The sequence below is a fragment of the Sorangium sp. KYC3313 genome, from assembly GCF_052075895.1.
GTDB lineage: Bacteria > Myxococcota_A > Polyangia > Polyangiales > Polyangiaceae > Sorangium > Sorangium cellulosum_B.
On record NZ_CP197255.1, the window covers coordinates 670,909 to 686,608 of the forward strand.

Below are 15,700 nucleotides of genomic sequence, written 5' to 3' on the forward strand. Positions count from 1 at the left end.
TTGGGAGACCTCGTGATCGATTGTCAGCGGAATTCGCAGGGCGGCGAGGGCCGGGGCGCGCCGGCGCCGCGCGGGCCGGCGGGGCCTCTGCGCCGCGATCTAGGGAACGCGCGACGACGTCGGACGACGGGGTCGCTTTCGCGCGGGCGGAGGGCACCGCAGCCTCCCCCACCGGCTCAAGAGGCCCCCAGCTCACGCTCGATGGCAGCGGCCTGCTCCTGCAGGGCCTCCGCCTCGCCGAGGTGGCCGCTCAGCCGGTGCAGCTTCGCGAACTCCCCGAGGAGCCTCGCCTCCTCGCGCCGGTTCCCGATCTGCCGCTCGACCGTGATCGCGCGCGAGTAGAGCGTCCGGGCGGCGTCGTACCGGCCCTGGACGGCGTAGGCCATCCCGAGGCTCGCGAGCGTGAGCCCTTCGGCCGGCAGGTTGCCCGCCTCGCGCGCGGCGCGCAGCCCCTCCTCCCAGTAGGTGCGCGCGTCGTCCGGCTGCTGCATCGCCCAGTGCGTGCGGCCCAGGCCGAGGAAGCCGAGCGACTCGGACCCGCGATCGCCAAGCTTCTGGGCGTCGGTGAGCACGCGGATGTGCTCCTGCCGCGCCTCCTGGTACCGCCCCCTCGCCTCGAGGACGTCGCGGGCGAACTCGTAGCGCACGACGACGCTCTCGGGCGTCGGCTCCGGCGAGAGCTTGAAGTAGACGCGGTAGAGGCGGGTCGCCTCCTCGTGGGCGTAGCGCGCCGCCGCCTTGCGGGCGCCCGCGAGGAAGTAGCGGCGCGCGTGGTCCACCTTGCCCGCGCGGCGCCAGTGGCGGCCGAGCGCGACGAGCTGGTCCTCGAGGTCGTCGCCGTAGAGGCTCTCGATCGCCTCGGCCGCGAGCCGGTGGAGCTCCTGGAGCCGCGCGCGGGACTGCATCTCGTAGGCCGCGTTGCGGAGGAGCGCGTTGCTGAACTGGAAGCGCCGCTCCGTCATCTGCGACCAGATGCACTGCGCCTCGCCGATGCGCACGTGCTCCTCGAGCACGGAGGCGTCGGGGAGCATCAGCGCGAGCACGCGCAGGTCGAACTCGCGCCCGAGGACGGCCGCGGCGACGATCGTCTGCTTCACCTTCGCGTCGAGCCGGTCGAGGCGCGAGATGAGCAGGCTGTTCACGTTCTTCGGCGGCATGAACGTGTTCGAGATCGAGATGGAGCTCGAGCTCGAGCCGTAGCGCCCGTCCTCGAGCCAGTAGGCGAGGATCTCCTGCGCGAAGAACGGGTTGCCGCCGGCCGTCTCGCAGAGGAGCGTCGCGAGCATGTCCGGCATCGGGCCGCCGAAGAACGGGACCGCGAGCGCGAGGAGCTGCTCGCGCGGCAGCGGCTTCAGCTCGATCACGTTCTCCTTGATGCCCGGGTCGAGCGGGATGCGGACGGGGGTGCCGTCGTCCTTGCGCCGCGTCGTACAGATGATCGCGATGGGCAGCCCCCGGCACGCGCGCGCGATCACGCGCACCGCCTCGAGCGAGTCCTCGTCGGCCCAGTGCGCGTCCTCGAGGTGCAGGATCACCGGCTGGAGCGACGCCTCGGCGAGGAAGACGAAGCTCAGCGCCGAGAGCGTGCTCGTGTACCGGAGCTTCGGGTGCAGGCGCTCGTACGGCGAGTCCTCCCACCGGATGCCGATGAGCGCCGCGAACACCGAGCGCGCGCGATCGAGCTCGCGCTTCAGCGCGGCCTGGCTCTCGGGCAGGCGCTCGAGGAGGTACTCGAACGCGTCGTCGAAGTTCGTGAGCTTCTCTTCCTTGCCGAGCGCGGAGGACTCCCAGAAGTACTCCTTCAGCGCGAACTCGAACGCGTTCAGCGAGCTCTGGAGCGTCTGGTCGCAGCGCGCGTCGATCCACAGGAAGGGCCGGTCGCTCTGGTGCTCCTCGCACCGGTGGCGGAAGCGCTGCACGAGGTAGCTCTTCCCGAGCCCCGGCTCGCCGTCGATGTACGTGATCCCGGCCGGCTTGCCCTCGAAGATCGGCCCGACGTAGCGCACGAGCTGCTCGATCTCCGCCTCGCGGCCGATGAGGCCGAGGTCGTAGAACTCCTTCTGGACCGAGATGCGGCGGCGCTCCAGCGAGTAGACGAGGATGGGCAGATCGAAGCCCTTGAACCGGAAGATGTTCTCCGTCGTCCACTGGTAGCTCGTCTCGCCGGCGCGGAAGACCTGCTCGTCGGCCCAGATCGCCGACCAGGGGGCCTTCGCGACGAGGCGCGCGGCGAGGTTCGTCGCGCGGCCGATGCACGCGAACTCGTGGCGCTCGGTGCCGCCGTTGAAGCCGGCGTACCGGACGTCGCGCGTGATCCCCGCGCGGAGGCGCATCTGCCGGAGGCCGCGCTTCTTCAGCTCCAGCGCGAAGTCGAGCGCGCGATCGTTGTCGTTCTCGTGGGTGATCGGGGCGCCGAAGTGGATCAGCGCGGCGATGCCGAGATCGCCCGCGTCGATGCCCGTGAAGGTGCCGCCGTAGAGCTCGGAGAGCTCGTGCAGGAGGCGCGTGAGCTCCGCGAAGCTCGGGATCTGCTCGAACGAGAGGAAGACGCTCGTGACGTTGCGGAACTCGCCCTCCGGGGGCATGTCCGCGACGCCCCTCGCCACGAACGCGGTCCCCTCGCCGCGCGGCGGGTTCCTCGGGACCTGCGGCATCCTGGGCGCCGGCACGTCGCCGAGCTTGTAGACGCCCTCGCCGTGGTACTTCGCGCTCGCGGGCGGGATGCGATCGCAGAGCGCGCGGTCGAGGAGGATGTCGCCCTTCAGCGCTTGCCGCTCGATCGCGACGCACGCGGCGAGCGCCTGCCCGTGGAAGTGGTAGTACGCGCGCTCCGGGGAGATGCGGACGATGCCCCACTCGACCGAGCCCCACGCGAGCCCCATCCGGAACGAGAACGGGAAGCTGCCGAAGGGCGTGTCGCGCTCGGGGTGCTCCGCGAACAGGTCGCGCATCGCGAGCGCCGCGCCGAGCACGTACTCGGCGACCTTGCGGTCCGGCGTGTCCTGGAACAGCGCCGTGAACGCATCACCCGCGAAGTTCGTGATGAAGCCCCCGGCGTGGTGGACCGCGGCGATGAGCGGGTCGAAGTAGTACCGGAGCGTGCCGGCGAGCGTCTCCGCGCCCGCGCGGCCGTGCTGCATCAGCTTCTCCGTGAGCTCGGTGAAGCCGGGGATGTCGATCATCAGCACCGCCCCCGTGAAGCTGCCCTCGGTGTTGCCGAGAGCGTCTTGCTGGATGATGAAGTCGGGGACGAGCGGGTTCATTTCCTTGCTCCTCAGCAACGGATCCCGCTTGGAATCGGCCTGGGAAGCGCGTCTGCGGGACGCAGAGCCTGGAGTCTACTGCCGGCGGGAACGGATGAATACCGGGATCTTCGATCGATCGTTCGGGCGGTCTGCACGGGCCGGGTTCGCCGCTGGATTTGACGTTCCTCGCGCTGCGCGGACCGGCGGGCGTGCGCGTGTTCCTGCGCGTGTTCGCGCGCGCGTTCGTGCGCGCGTTCGTGCGCGTACATTTGCGCATGTTCCGGAGGATGCGGCACATCGTCTCCTTCGCCGTCGCCGCGCTCACCGCGCGCGGGGTGCCCGCCGACGGAAAGCCTGGAACAAGGTGCCTCCACGCCGGCGAGGACATCCGCCCAGAGCGGCCGCGCGGTGAAGACAGACGGGGAGACGACGATGTGGTGTGTGGGGCGCTGGAGGGTCATCGTTCGATCTGGATATCCAGCGGCCGGGGAGAAGGAGGCGGGGGCGGCGTGTCGGGGGCGGGCGCGGGCCTGGCGGCCGGCCGGCCGGCGTACGGGCGAGGCGCCGGGGCGGCCGGGGGCGGCGTCGGCGCGGCAGGCGCGCTCGTCGGCGCCGCGGCCTGCTTCGTGAGCGTGGCGACCAGGCGCACGGACTGATCGGAGGGGCCCTGGACGATCGAGTACGGCTCGTACCCCTCGTGGCGCACGGTCAGCCGGCGCGGGTTGGCGCGCACGGAGCTGTTCGACAGCGACAGCTGGAGCGGCGTGTTCCCGAGCGGCTTGCCGTCTTCGAGCACCTCGGCGCCGGACGGCATGGACTCGACCATCAGCACGAACGACCCGACGTCGGCGGGCGGCGGCGCGACCTGCGGCTTCTCCGGTTGCGCGGCGACCGGCGCCGGCGGCGGCTCGCTGGAGCGCATCTGCGACATCGCGACCCCGATGCCCGCGACGGCGAGGACGCCCACCGCGACGAGCACGATGCCCTTGCGGCCCTGCGGCGCGGCGTCGGCCGGGCGCGAGGCGGCGCCGAGCGAGGCGTCGTCCACCTGCGAGGTCGTGCCGCCGGACGTCGACGAGGGCGACGACGAGCTGGCGGGGATCGCCGTCATCACGCGCACGGGCGGCATCGGCGTCGGCATCCTGCCGGTGCCGGTGGAGTCCATGGTCACGAGGCCCGTCGAGCCGAACGCCGGGGACAGGCCCATCGCCTGCGCGCACTCGCCGAGCCCGCGGATGAGGGCCTCCATGTTGGCCGGCCGGCCGTCCGGATCCTTCGACAGGCAGCGCAGCACGAACGCCTCGAGCGGCTCGGGCACGTCGGCCTCGGGGTTGCGCTCCTTCATCCGCGGGACGGGCTGCTGCAGGTGGGCGATCAGGATCTGGACCGAGTTCTGCGCCTCGAACGGGACCTTCCCGCAGAGCATCTGATAGAGGATCACGCCCAGCGAGTACACGTCCGTCCGCAGGTCGACCTTGCCGTGCGAGATCTGCTCCGGCGACATGAAGCGCGGGGAGCCGAGGAACGAGCCCTGCTGCGTGAGCTCCTCCGAGTCGTCCGCGAGCACCTTCACGAGGCCGAAGTCGAGGATCTTGACGAGCTCTCCGGTGTCCTCGCCGGGGACGAGCATGACGTTCGACGGCTTCAGATCGCGGTGCACGACGCCGTGCTTGTGCGCCTCGCGCAGCCCGCGGGCGATCTGCCGGGCGACGCCCATCGAGTCGGGCGCCGAGAGGCGGCCGGCCTTGCGCAGCCGCCGGAAGAGCGTCTCGCCCTCGAGGAACTCCATGGCCATGAAGTACCGCTCGGGCTCCATGTTCTCGACTCGGCCGTAGTCGAAGACCGTGACGATGTTCGGGTGCTGGAGCCTGGCGAGGATGCTCGCCTCGAGGAAGAAGCGCTTATGAAAGTTGGGGTCGATCTGATTCGATGAGTTCGTGGGCGTCAGGACCTTGATCGCGACCTGGCGCTCGAGAGCGATCTGCTCGCCGCGATAGATGACGCCCATGCCGCCCGTCGCGAGGAGGGAGTGGATCTTGAACTTCTGATTCAAGACCTTTCCCAGCAGCGGATCGGACTCACCGCTGGCCGAGGCACCGTCCGAAAGCTTCTCCGCCGTGCTCATGGCCTCTGTCTCTTTCCCCTTCCCATCCCGCTGGCCCCCACTGCTGGCAGTCGGGGAAAGCGTACCCCGAGCCCATCACGCACTGCCCAACGCTCGACTTACGTTCGACTTACATACTGGTTTACGTACTGGCTTACGTGCTGGTCAACGTTCAGGTCGACGTGCCGCCTCACGTTCCTGCTTACGTTTCGTCTCACGTTTCGTCTTACGTTTCGTCTTACGTTTCGTCTTACGTTCGGATGCAAATTCTGGTACCCGCCCCGCCGCGGTACCTCTCGCGCTCGTCGGGTTGGCTTTCGGACCGGCTGCGGCACGTTTGAGCTCAGCCTACCGTAAGCCGCGAGCCGATCCAACCCAGCTGCTGAAGATGACATGGGTTGGCTACCCAACCACACGCTGTGGGCGTGCCTCCCCAGCCGGGGCGCTCGCTCCCTGAACGAGCTTGCTGCATGGGCGGATGTACCCGTACTCTGACCGGGTCCCCGATGCCGCCGCAGCACTTCATCCGATGCCAGGCGTGCGGGTTGCCGCACCCGTCGGACACCGAGAGGTGCCCGGTGCACGGCACGGCGCTCACCCCGAGCGTCGCCCCGCCCTCCTCGACGCGGGTACCGCCGACGAGCAGGGGCGAGTCGGGGTGGCCGATGGACGGGCCGCTGCCGCCCGATATCGATCCCGATCAGCCGCGGCCGACGAAGGAAGCGCCGCTCGTCGGCCGCCTGCTGCACGACCGTTACCGCATCCTCGGCGTCATCGCCAAGGGCGGGATGGGGATGGTCTACGACGCGATCCACATCGGCCTGCGGCGCCGGGTCGCGATCAAGACGCTCCGCGGCCAGTACGCTCAGAGCAAGACGGCCATCGCGCGCTTCCACAACGAGGCCGCCGTCGCCGGCCGCTTCGGCCATCCGAACATCGTCGAGGTCTACGATCTGGGCGTGCTCGACGACGGCACGCCCTACCTCGTGATGGAGCGGCTCGAGGGCGAGACCATCACCGAGCGGCTCGCGCGCGAGCGCCCCATGCCCATTCCCGTCGTGCTGGACGTGGCCGTCCAGGTGCTCAGCGCGCTCGTCGTCACGCACACCGAGGGCATCCTCCACCGCGATCTCAAGCCGGACAACATCTGCCTCGTCGGCGGCGACCGCGGCCCGCTCACCGTGAAGGTGCTCGATTTCGGCGTCGCCGAGGCGTTCAACACGGGGGCGGCGCCGTCGATCCTCGTCTCGATGGCCGCCGCGGGGAGCCACGCGATCGCCGGCACGCCCGCGTTCATGGCGCCGGAGCAGGCGCAGGGCGTCCGCGATCTCGACGCGCGCGCGGACCTCTACTCGGTGGGCATGCTGCTCTACGTGATGCTCACCGGGCAGCTGCCGTTCAAGGCGCCGACGGCCGCCGCCCTGCTCGCGGAGATCCAGCGCGTGAAGCCGATCCGCCCGCGCATGCTGCGGCCCGAGGTGCCCCACTCGCTCGACGTCGCGACGATGCGCGCGCTCGCGCTCGATCGCGAGGAGCGCTTCCCGAGCGCGGCCTCGATGATGGACGCCCTCGAGCAGGTGCAGATCGAGGCGGCGATCGGCGGCAACGCGCCGGCCGAGCCGGAGAAGGAGCCGGCCGATCCGGACTCCGAGAAGGTGGAATACTTCTACCGGAAGAGCGTGCTCCCGCCGCCCATGGAAGAATGAACGGGGCGTGAGCGGTACATTGAAGATGCGCGCCGTCGTCATCCGCGAGCCGGGCGGGCCGGAGGTCCTCGAGGTGCGCGAGGTCGATGCGCCCGAGGTGCCCGACGGGCACGTGCGCGTCGCCGTCCGCTTCGCCGGGGTGAACCGCGCCGATCTGCTCCAGCGGCAGGGCTTTTACCCGGCGCCGCCCGGCGCGCCCCAGGACGTGCCGGGGCTCGAGTACGCCGGCGTGATCGAGGCCACGGGGAAGGGCGCGCGCCGCTTCGCGCCGGGCGATCGCGTCTTCGGCCTCCTCGCGGGCGGCGCCTACGCCGAGCGGGTCGTCGCGCACGAGCGCGAGGTCGCGCCGGTGCCGGACGGGCTCACGGACGAGGAGGCGGCCGCGGTCCCCGAGGCGTTCGTCACCGCCTACGACGCGCTCGTGACGCGCGCCCGGCTCGCGCCCGGCGAGCGGGCGCTGGTGCACGCGGTCGGCAGCGGCGTGGGCACGGCCGGCCTCCAGATCGCCCGCGCGCTCGGCTGCTTCGTCGTGGGGACGTCGCGCACGCAGGACAAGCTGGATCGCTGCCGCGAGCTCGGGCTGCACGCCGGGATCGCGACGTCGGGCGCGACGTTCGCGGACGAGGTGCTGAAGGCGACCGGAGGCGCGGGGGTCGACGTGGTCCTCGAGCTCGTCGGAGGCGCGTACGTCGGCGAGGACGTCAAGGCGTGCGCGCTGAGGGCCCGGATCGCGCTCGTCGGGCTGACGGCCGGCGCGTCCGCGGAGCTCGACCTGCGCGAGGTCCTGCGGAAGCGCGTCGAGCTCTTCGGCACCGTGCTCCGCTCGCGCCCGATCGAGGAGAAGATCGCGGCGGCGCAGGTGCTCGAGCGCAACATCTCTCCCTGGCTCGCGAGCCGCGCGGTGCGGCCGGTCGTGGACCGGGTCTTCCCGATCGGCGATGCAGCCGCGGCGCACATTTACATCGCCAGCAACGCGTCGTTCGGGAAGGTGCTGCTCCAGCTCGGCGGGTGAGCGAGCGCCGCGGTCAGGCGCCGCGGCCGGTGAGCCGCGCGAGCGCGCCGGCCTCCGCGTCGTGCGCCTCGGCCTCTTCGGACGGCGTCGGCGTCCACGACATGTCGACCTCGAGGCGGTACGAGCCCTCGAACGCGTGCGGCGGCGAGCCGCCCCACTCCTCCGGCGAGAGCATCGAGAGGTAAGGGACGCCGTCGCCGCGCCGGTACAGGTGGTAGACGTGGCCGGGCCGCTTCTTGAAGTTGCACGCCGCCCGGTGGAGCTCGCCGTCGCGCTGCGCCGCCTCGAGGACCCGCCGCGCCTCCTCCTGGAGCGACCGGATCTGCCGCGCGATCTGCGCGAGCTTGCCGCCGGTGACCGCGCCGAGCAGCGCGTCCGCCTGCTGGATCTCCCGCGCCACGTCGATGAGCTCGTGCGGCGCGGAGAGCCGGCTCAGGGGATACGGAGAGGTGCGGGAGGGCCCCTCGTGGCGGCCGCCGCCGTGCTTCGTGTAGCCGTCGTCGCTCATGCGGTCCACGTCGTCATGGATCGTCCACGGCCCGGCGTCACGGGTCAGGGCACCCGTCTTCATCCGCGACGCCGTCCTCGTCTTCCTTCTGCGTGGGGCAGCGGTCCTCGTCGTCGAAGACGCCGTCTTCGTCGTTGTCCCCTTCGGGGCACCCGTCGTCGTCCTGGAAGCCGTCGCGGTCCTCCGCGAGCTCGCGGCACTGATCGACGTCGTCCGGCACGCCGTCCTCGTCGGCGTCGTGGACGCGCGGGGTCCAGGCCACCGAGAGGACGGCGCGCAGCGGCGTGGTGCCGACGCCGCCGGCCAGCGCCGTCTCGACGCCGGCCAGGAACGAGACGTCGCCCAGCGCGTAGCGCGCGGCGAGGCCTAGCTCGAGCGCGGCCGCCTCCTGGCTCGCGAACGGCGCGATCGGCGAGAGCGGGAGGTGCCCGTGCGCCTCGAGGAAGAACGTGGCGCGCCCTTCCGGGTCGATGCCCAGGATCTGCGGCCGGAACGAGAGGCCGAGGCCGAAGGGGAGCTCGTGGCCGAACACCGTGGGGCACGGATCGCCGCCCGCGGCGGAGGCCGGGGTCGCCTGGCACCCGAAGCGGGCCTCGCCGGCGCGGAGCTTGACCCCCGCCGCGAGGTGCGCGCCGAACGCGATCAGGCGGTACTCGGCGAGGAGCCTGAGCTCGCTCGTGACGCCCCCCTCGCCCACGAACGACGCCTCGTCGCCCGTGGGCAGCGTGAAGCGCTCGTGCAGCGCGAGCGCGAGCCCGCCGAGATCGCCGCCGGTGGGCTGCACGAGCGTGAGCTTGCCGACGAGGCCGAGATCGCCGAGCGCCTGCGCCGGGAGCCACGTGTCGCCGAGCACCCGCGTGGCGTCGGACATGGGCGCGTCGCCCGTCTGGTGGAGGACCACGGGCAGCGTGAGCCCGACGAGCAAGCGCCGCGCGATGCCCACGCCGGCCGCGAAATCCGCGCTGACCTGGTGGCGGATGACGTCGAAGCGGACCTCGCCCGAGGCGGGATCGCGGAGCACGATGGGGCGGTAGGCGTACGAGGCCCAGAGGCTCGCGCTCCACTCGCCCGTGTCCGGGGTCGCGGCGGGCTCGAGGTAGACGCCGGCCCCGGGGTCGATCGAGGCGCGGAACCCGCGGAGATCGGCCGACGGCTGCGCGGCTGCGAGCGGGGCCACAGACGCGGCGAGCAGCGAGGACAGGGCGATGGCGCTCGGTCGCATGGCCGGTCGAGACTAGACGAGCGCACGGGAAGCGCACGGGAAAGTCGGCCCCGTCGCCCGCCGGCCCCGCGCGGCGCGCCGGCGGTGATCGCGCGGCGCGCGGGCGGGCCCCGAAACATCGCGTTCCGCCGCGGGTTGTGCGATAGCGGGGGCATGGACTCCATCCGGATCCGGGGCGGGAAGCCGCTCTCCGGCAAGATCCGCATCAGCGGCGCGAAGAACGCCGCGCTGCCGATCCTCTGCGCGACGCTGCTCTCCGACGGGGAGAGCTTGCTCCGCAACGTGCCCGCGCTGCGCGACATCGAGACGACCTCGGCGCTGCTCCGGTTCCTCGGGCGCAACGTCGAGACCGCGCCGCCGCTCGTGAAGGTCGGCGCCGGCGGCAACGTGCGGCCCGAGGCGCCTTACGAGCTCGTCAAGCAGATGCGCGCGAGCGTCATGGTGCTCGGCCCGCTGCTGGCGCGCTTCGGCCGCGCCAAGGTGTCGCTCCCCGGCGGCTGCCAGATCGGGACGCGCCCGGTGGATCAGCACCTCAAGGGCCTCGAGGCGCTCGGCGCGACGATCCGGCTGTCGCGCGGCTACATCGTCGCGGAGTGCAAGCGGCTGCGCGGCGCCGAGGTCGTGTTCGACCTGCCGACGGTGACCGGCACCGAGAACCTGATGATGGCCGCGGCGCTCGCGAAGGGGCGGACCACGCTCGTCAACTGCGCGCGCGAGCCCGAGGTCGAGGAGCTCGGCCGGGTGCTCAACAAGATGGGCGCGCGCGTGAGCGGCGCCGGCACGGACGTCATCCACATCGAGGGCGCGGACGAGCTGGAGCCGTTCGACCACGCGATCATCTCCGATCGGATCGAGGCCGGCACGTACATGGTCGCGGCGGCCGCGGCCGGCGGCGACGTGCTGATCGAGAACGCGCCGCTCGAGGACCTCGAGGCGGTCGCGGCCAAGCTCCGCCAGGCGGGCGTCGAGGTGGGCCGCGAGGGCGACTGCGTGCGCGTCCGCCGCGAGGGGCGGCCGCTGCGCGCCGTCGACGTCACGACGGCGCCGCACCCGGGCTTCCCGACCGACATGCAGGCGCAGTTCATGGTCCTGATGTGCCTCGCGCAGGGCACGTCGCGCATCGTCGAGACCATCTTCGAGAACCGCTTCATGCACGTCCCCGAGCTCGCGCGGATGGGGGCGCACATCGACGTGGACGGCCACACGGCGCACGTGCACGGCGGCGCGCCGCTGTCGGGCGCGACCGTGATGGCCACCGATCTGCGCGCGAGCGCGTCGCTCGTCATCGCCGGGCTCGTGGCGACCGAGGGCGAGACCGAGGTGCTGCGCGTCTACCACCTGGATCGCGGCTACGAGTTCATGGAGCGCAAGCTCGCGCAGCTCGGCGCCGACACGGCGCGCGTCGAGGGGCGGGCCGGATGACGAAGCCCCTCACCATCGCCGTCCCCAAGGGGCGGATCCTGAAGGACCTCATCCCGCTCGTGCGGCGCGCGGGCCTCGACAGCACGCCCCTCGAGGAGAACGATCGCCGCCTGGTCCGGCCGACGGCGGACGGCGCGTTCCGGTACGTGTTCCTGAAGCCGGACGACGTCCCGACCTACGTCGAGTACGGCGCCGCCGATCTCGGGGTCTCCGGCCGTGACACGCTCCTCGAGCGCCGCCACGATCTCTACACGCCGCTCGATCTCGGCATCGGCCGCTGCCGCCTCGTCGTGGCCGGGCCGGAGGACACGGAGGTGCCCGATCTGCCGCGCGTCGCCACGAAGTACCCGCGGATCGCCGGGGATCACTTCGCGAGCAAGGGCGTGGTGGCCGAGATCATCCCCGTCCACGGCTCGGTGGAGCTCGCGCCGCTCGTCGGGCTCTCCCACCTGATCGTCGATATCGTCGAGACGGGCTCGACGCTGCGCGAGAACCGCCTCGAGGTGCTCGAGACGGTCACCGAGGTGAGCACCCAGCTCATCGCGAACCGCGCATCGTACAAGCTGCGGAGCGACGTCATCCGGCCGCTGGTCGAGCGCCTGCGGGCCGCGACGGCCGGCGCGGGGCGGTGATCGCCGCGGGGGCGCTCGTCGCCGCTCACTGATCGAGGACATCCGCCGTCCGGAGACCCAGAGAGAGAGAGGAGGCCCAGCTGCTACCGCACCTCGCCGCGCTCCCGGCCGACATCGACACCTGGGTGGGAGGGGGGACCAGCGTCGTCGCGGGCGTGCACCGCGAGCAGCCCGCGGCCCTCCGCTTCGACGCGCTCGCGCAGGCCGAGGTCGGGCTCCGGCTCGCGAGCGGCTCGCTGTACTTCCGGCTCGATCTCGACGTGCAGGCGACCACGGCGCCGCTCGGCCTGCCGGCGTTCGGGCTGCCTGCGTTCGTTTACCCCGCGTGGTCCTTGCCGACGCCGGGGCTCAAGATCGGCCCGCCCGAGTGGGCGATGCTCCAGATTGGCCGCGAGGATCACCACCTCCGGCTGGGCATCATCACGCACCCGATTGGCATCGAGGACTGGGACGGCTGGAGCAACTATTTCCCGACAACCTCGACCATGATCAGCACCGTCCCGGGCCGGATGCTCGGCGTCGAGCCCGGGCTCGTCCTCGGCGAGGGATACGAGATCAACCTCTTCGGCGGCTTCGATCTCGACGTCGACGCGCCGACGTTCGGCGCCGGTCTCACCACGATGCAGCCGCTCTGGTCGACCTGGTCGGGCGTCGCGCTGTATCCGTCGATCGATTTCTACTCGGCGGTCGTCGCCCTGGAGCTCTACCCGGCCGAGGCGCTGTCCGTGTCGATCGACGGCAGCGCCGGGCTGGTCGGCGCGGCGGACGAGGCGGGAGCGATCGCGCTGAGTCCCTGGGTGGGAGGCGAGATCATCGCCAATGTCCTCCCGAAGGTGGCAATTCATCCGGTCTTTCGAATCCAGGCTCTCCACGAGCCGGAAGGCGCCCTCTCTGCCTTTCTGTTCGCGCCTCAGCCGAGCGTCTCCGCGAGCGCCGGGCTCACCTGCATGCCGTTCGACGAGCTCAAGATCAGCCTCGAAGGCAAGGTCTCCAGGGTCGAGGACGACCTCCTGCCCGGCCTGTTCGCCCTCGTGGCGCTCCGCCGGCCTGAGCCACCGCCCTACGCCGCCAAGTGAGGCGACGGAAGCGGCGCTGGGACGCCCCGCGCCGCCCGCGCCAGGGCGCAGCGCCGCGGCCTGAACGCGACGGAGGCCGACGACGTCGTGCACCACCGAGGCAGACGACGTCGAGCGCTGCGCCGCCGCATTTTTCCATGGATGGGTGAACCTGCGCGAAACACTCGAAACGTAACGTGCCGGAGCGTAACCAAACGTAACACGTAACTCACACGCGCCCGCGCCCGCACTGACGTCCGTCGACCCTGTTTTTCGAGTCTCGCGCTGGCGCGGCCTTGTGATAGGGTGGCGGCCCCTCTCATGAAAATCCACGAGTATCAAGGCAAGCAGCTCTTCGCTCGCTACGGAGTGCCGGTACCGAAAGGGGAGCCCGCTTTCCAGGCGAGTGAGGTGGCGCCGATCGCCGATCGGCTGATCGCCCAGACAGGCAACCCGGTCGTCGTCGTGAAGGCGCAGATCCACGCGGGCGGCCGCGGCAAGGGCGGCGGCGTCAAGGTCGCGAAGGGTGGCAGCGCGGAGGCGACCGCCCTCGCCGAGAAGATCCTCGGCATGCAGCTCGTCACCAAGCAGACGGGCCCCGAGGGGCAGAAGGTCCGGCGGCTCTACATCGAGCAGGGCCTCGACATCGCGCGCGAGCTCTACTTCGCGATGCTCGTCGATCGTGAGCGCCGCCGCATCGCGGTGATCGCCTCGACCGAGGGCGGCATGGACATCGAGGAGGTGGCCCACAGCACGCCGGAGAAGATCTACAAGCTCTTCATCGATCCGGTGCTCGGCCTCGCCCCGTACCAGGGGCGGCAGCTCGCGATCGCGCTCGGGCTCACCGCGAAGGAGACGCAGCGCCAGTTCCTGAAGCTCGTGGCCTCGCTCTACGCGTGCTTCACCGCGGAGGACTGCTCGCTGCTCGAGATCAACCCGCTCGTCGTGACCGGCGCCGGCGACGTCTTCGCGCTCGACGCGAAGGTGAGCTTCGACGACAACGCCGAGTTCCGGCACGCCGAGTGGAACGGGATGCGCGACGTCGACGAGGAGGATCCGGTCGAGCTCCAGGCGAAGCGGGCCGGGCTGTCCTACGTGTCGCTCGACGGCGACATCGGCTGCCTCGTGAACGGCGCCGGGCTCGCGATGGCGACGATGGATATCATCCTCCATTACGGCGGAAAGCCGGCGAACTTCCTGGACGTCGGCGGCGGCGCCTCGCAGGAACAGGTGAAGACCGCGTTCCAGATCATCCTCCGGAGCGAGCGGGTCCGCGGCATCTTCGTGAACATCTTCGGCGGCATCATGCGCTGCGACGTCGTCGCGGCCGGGGTCATCGCCGCGGCGAAGGAGCTCGGGCTCAAGGTGCCTCTCGTGGTGCGCCTCGAGGGGACGAACGTCGAGGCCGGCCGCAAGCTGCTCGACGAGAGCGGCCTGACCATCCAGTCGGCGAGCTCCATGGCCGACGGCGCGCAGAAGATCGTGGCCGCCACGCGCGGCGGCAAGGCCGGCGCCTAGGGCGCCCGCGAGCACCGAGCCTCGAACCCAGTTGAGCAGCGAGCCAGCGGCGGTGGCCGAGCTCCTGTCCACGTTGAAGGTAGAGTAATCAAGCGATGAGCATCCTCGTCAACAAGGACACGCGGGTCGTCTTCCAGGGCATCACGGGCGCCTACGGGTCGCAGCACGCCCGCGCCTGCATCGAGTACGGGACGAAGGTCGTCGCCGGCGTGACGCCGGGCCGCGGCGGCCAGCGATTCGAAGACAAGGTGCCGATCTTCGACACGGTCGAGCAGGCCGTGCGCAACGAGGGCGCCGACGTCTCGTGCATCTTCGTGCCGCCGGTCGGCGCTGCCGACGCGATCACCGAGGCCATCGATGCGGGCTGCAAGCTCGTCATCTGCATCACCGACGGCGTGCCGGTGCTCGACATGATCCGCGTCCGTCGCTTCCTCGAGGGGAAACCGGCGCGCCTCATCGGGCCGAACTGTCCCGGCGTGATCACCCCGGGAGAGTGCAAGATCGGGATCATGCCGGGCCACATCCACAAGAAGGGCCACATCGGCGTCCTCTCCCGCTCGGGCACGCTGACCTACGAGGCGGTCGGCCAGCTGAGCGCCCTCGGCATCGGGCAGTCGAGCTGCGTGGGCATCGGCGGCGATCCGGTCGGCGGCATGGACTTCATCGACGTGCTGGAGCTCTTCAACCAGGATCCCGACACCCACGGCGTGGTGCTGATCGGCGAGATCGGTGGGACGGCCGAGCAGCGCGCGGCGGCGTGGATCAAGAAGAACATGAAGAAGCCGGTGGCCGCGTTCATCGCCGGCCGCGCGGCGCCTCCGGGCAAGCGCATGGGCCACGCTGGCGCGATCATCGCGGGCGGCGAGGGCACGGCGGCCGAGAAGATCGCGGCGCTCGAGGCGGCGGGGGCCAAGGTGGCCGCCACGCCGGCGGAGATGGGCATCGCGATGCAGGCCGCGATGGCGGCGGCGCGCTGATCTGATTGCCCGAGAGGGCGCCGAGCGTGCGGCGGCCTTGCTGTGCGCGATCTTCCGAATTGCCCGGCCTGGGGCGAGGGTGCTCGTTGGGCGGGGTGGGGGCCCCGCCGAACTCGCCCGAGGCATCTCCCCTCCAGCTTCGCTGGAGGAGAGATGCCTCGGGCTCAGACATCGGCCCATCCCCCACCCCGCCCAACGAGCACCCTCGCCCCAGGCCTACCGCTGTCCTTTTTTAGCCCACCTCGGACATCGGCCCATCCCCCCGCCCGATAAGCACCCTCGGTACGAGGCGACGGAGG

11 protein-coding genes are annotated in these 15,700 nt (G+C 71.2%); 7 read left to right on the forward strand and 4 right to left on the reverse strand.

Annotated elements, in window-relative coordinates; all coding sequences use genetic code 11:
- Positions 1-176: 176 nt before the first annotated feature.
- Together ACSRUE_RS02665 and ACSRUE_RS02670 are read right to left on the reverse strand one after the other, a co-directional pair.
- Positions 177-3,263 carry an AAA family ATPase gene (locus tag ACSRUE_RS02665; RefSeq protein WP_437762513.1) on the reverse strand — a complete coding sequence of 1,029 codons (3,087 nt, stop codon included), beginning with the start codon at positions 3,261-3,263 and terminating at the stop codon, positions 177-179.
- 439 nt (positions 3,264-3,702) lie between these two features.
- Entirely contained in the window at positions 3,703-5,370 is a 1,668-nt protein-coding gene (locus ACSRUE_RS02670; protein ID WP_441289642.1) for a protein kinase domain-containing protein, read from the reverse strand.
- 524 nt (positions 5,371-5,894) lie between these two features.
- Between ACSRUE_RS02670 and ACSRUE_RS02675 the strand changes: the two genes are divergently transcribed.
- Entirely contained in the window at positions 5,895-7,055 is a 1,161-nt protein-coding gene (locus ACSRUE_RS02675) for a serine/threonine-protein kinase (protein ID WP_441289643.1), read from the forward strand.
- A 25-nt stretch (positions 7,056-7,080) separates the two neighbouring features.
- Positions 7,081-8,067: an NAD(P)H-quinone oxidoreductase gene (locus ACSRUE_RS02680; RefSeq protein ID WP_441293049.1), complete on the forward strand. Its 987-nt coding sequence runs from the start codon at positions 7,081-7,083 to the stop codon at positions 8,065-8,067.
- Between the two features lie 13 nt (positions 8,068-8,080).
- Here the strand turns inward: ACSRUE_RS02680 and ACSRUE_RS02685 are convergent, their stop codons facing one another.
- Entirely contained in the window at positions 8,081-8,638 is a 558-nt protein-coding gene (locus ACSRUE_RS02685; protein ID WP_441289644.1) for a DUF2452 domain-containing protein, read from the reverse strand.
- Positions 8,613-9,797 (reverse strand): hypothetical protein, encoded by a 1,185-nt coding sequence (locus ACSRUE_RS02690; protein WP_441289645.1) that lies wholly within the window; start codon positions 9,795-9,797, stop codon positions 8,613-8,615. Before ACSRUE_RS02690 ends, ACSRUE_RS02685 begins: the two co-directional genes overlap by 26 nt.
- 153 nt (positions 9,798-9,950) lie before the next feature.
- On the opposite strand from ACSRUE_RS02690, the gene murA reads away from it, so the two are divergent.
- The 5 genes from murA (at position 9,951) to sucD (ending at position 15,401) form a co-directional block, all read left to right on the forward strand.
- Positions 9,951-11,219: a UDP-N-acetylglucosamine 1-carboxyvinyltransferase gene (gene murA, locus ACSRUE_RS02695; protein WP_437762518.1), complete on the forward strand. Its 1,269-nt coding sequence runs from the start codon at positions 9,951-9,953 to the stop codon at positions 11,217-11,219.
- Positions 11,216-11,851 carry an ATP phosphoribosyltransferase gene (hisG, locus tag ACSRUE_RS02700; protein WP_012241753.1) on the forward strand — a complete coding sequence of 212 codons (636 nt, stop codon included), beginning with the start codon at positions 11,216-11,218 and terminating at the stop codon, positions 11,849-11,851. Before murA ends, hisG begins: the two co-directional genes overlap by 4 nt.
- Positions 11,852-11,976: 125 nt before the next feature.
- On the forward strand, positions 11,977-12,927 hold the full coding sequence (locus ACSRUE_RS02705; RefSeq protein ID WP_441289646.1) for a hypothetical protein: 951 nt from the start codon (positions 11,977-11,979) through the stop codon (positions 12,925-12,927).
- Between the two features lie 300 nt (positions 12,928-13,227).
- Positions 13,228-14,424 (forward strand): ADP-forming succinate--CoA ligase subunit beta, encoded by a 1,197-nt coding sequence (sucC, locus tag ACSRUE_RS02710; RefSeq protein ID WP_441289647.1) that lies wholly within the window; start codon positions 13,228-13,230, stop codon positions 14,422-14,424.
- Positions 14,425-14,519: 95 nt separating this feature from the next.
- Positions 14,520-15,401, forward strand: a complete 882-nt coding sequence (gene sucD, locus ACSRUE_RS02715) for a succinate--CoA ligase subunit alpha (protein ID WP_437548122.1) — start codon at positions 14,520-14,522, stop codon at positions 15,399-15,401.
- Positions 15,402-15,700: the final 299 nt, after the last annotated feature.

Excerpts from the sequence above, each read along its gene's own strand:
- ACSRUE_RS02665 (WP_437762513.1), bottom strand. The coding sequence starts at position 3,263 with ATGAACCCGCTCGTCCCCGACTTCATCATCCAGCAAGACGCTCTCGGC.
- ACSRUE_RS02670 (WP_441289642.1), bottom strand. The coding sequence starts at position 5,370 with ATGAGCACGGCGGAGAAGCTTTCGGACGGTGCCTCGGCCAGCGGTGAG.
- ACSRUE_RS02680 (WP_441293049.1), top strand. The coding sequence starts at position 7,081 with ATGCGCGCCGTCGTCATCCGCGAGCCGGGCGGGCCGGAGGTCCTCGAG.
- ACSRUE_RS02685 (WP_441289644.1), bottom strand. The coding sequence starts at position 8,638 with ATGAAGACGGGTGCCCTGACCCGTGACGCCGGGCCGTGGACGATCCAT.
- ACSRUE_RS02690 (WP_441289645.1), bottom strand. The coding sequence starts at position 9,797 with ATGCGACCGAGCGCCATCGCCCTGTCCTCGCTGCTCGCCGCGTCTGTG.
- murA (WP_437762518.1), top strand. The coding sequence starts at position 9,951 with ATGGACTCCATCCGGATCCGGGGCGGGAAGCCGCTCTCCGGCAAGATC.
- hisG (WP_012241753.1), top strand. The coding sequence starts at position 11,216 with ATGACGAAGCCCCTCACCATCGCCGTCCCCAAGGGGCGGATCCTGAAG.
- sucC (WP_441289647.1), top strand. The coding sequence starts at position 13,228 with ATGAAAATCCACGAGTATCAAGGCAAGCAGCTCTTCGCTCGCTACGGA.
- sucD (WP_437548122.1), top strand. The coding sequence starts at position 14,520 with ATGAGCATCCTCGTCAACAAGGACACGCGGGTCGTCTTCCAGGGCATC.